Origin of the sequence: Bradyrhizobium campsiandrae (genome assembly GCF_014529705.1) — a bacterium.
Taxonomy (GTDB): domain Bacteria; phylum Pseudomonadota; class Alphaproteobacteria; order Rhizobiales; family Xanthobacteraceae; genus Bradyrhizobium; species Bradyrhizobium campsiandrae.
This window is the reverse complement of record NZ_JAANIH010000166.1, coordinates 1-846: the sequence shown is the minus strand read 5'-3', so window position 1 is coordinate 846 and position 846 is coordinate 1. Positions and strand designations below refer to the sequence as shown.

The following is an 846-nucleotide window of genomic DNA, read 5'->3' as shown; positions in this document are numbered from 1 at the left end:
TGGTCCGCGACACCGGCATTGGCATCGCGCCAGAGGCGCAGTCGCGCATCTTCCGCGAATTCGAGCAGGCCGATGACCGCGTTGCCCGCACCTATGGCGGCACCGGGCTTGGCCTTGCCATCAGCGATCGCATCAGCAATGCATTGATCTCGTTGTCCTCGGCGACGAGGATCGAGAGGCCGGCCGCAGGCGTTCTGACCGGCACCGGCTCGACCGGCTCCGGCGCGAGATCGGGCGAGGCGACTTCCGGCGTCAGTGCCAGACGCGCGGCGAGGGAGGCTGCGCGCAGCGGTTTCACCAGGAAGCCGGTGAACCCGGGCGAGAGCTTGTCATGGCGCGAGCTTGGCGTCAGCAGCACGAGGCGCTGGGTCGCATGGGCGCGGGCGGCTTCGCCGAGGCGATCGGTGACGTCAGCGCCGAGCGCGCGATCGAGCAGCATCGCATGCCAGGCGCGCTCCGGCAGCAGCGCCTCGGCGACGGTCGCATCCGCGACCAGGCAGGTCTGGGCGCCCCAGCGTTCGAGCCGCCGCGCGATCAGGGACGCTTCGATGCCAGCAGCCACAAGCAGGATCGACTTGCCGGCGAGGTCGGGGCTCGGGAATGTCGTCTGTCCGGCGGCGCCCTGCGAGGGCGCGAGCGGGATCGCGACCTCGAAGGTCGAGCCCTTGCCGGGTTCGCTTTCCAGGACGATGCGGCCGCCCATGCGTTTGACGATGCGTTCGCTGATGGCAAGGCCAAGCCCGGTGCCGCCATAGGTGCGGGCAACGCGGTCATCGGCCTGCTCGAATTCGCGGAAGATGCGCGACTGCGCCTCTGGCGCGATGCCAATGCCGGTGTCGCGGACCA

General features: G+C 69.9%; 1 protein-coding gene and 1 pseudogene. One reads left to right on the top strand and one right to left on the bottom strand.

All coding sequences use genetic code 11. The features are described 5' to 3' along the window. Nucleotides 1-17: 17 nt before the first annotated feature. Nucleotides 18-83, top strand: a pseudogene (locus tag G8O24_RS46470) (hypothetical protein); the annotation flags it as partial. 8 nt (nt 84-91) lie between these two features. On the opposite strand, the gene G8O24_RS42520 reads toward G8O24_RS46470, so the two are convergent. Beyond that, on the bottom strand, nt 92-846 hold a 755-nt coding region (locus G8O24_RS42520; protein WP_244646401.1), incomplete at its 5' end, for an ATP-binding protein.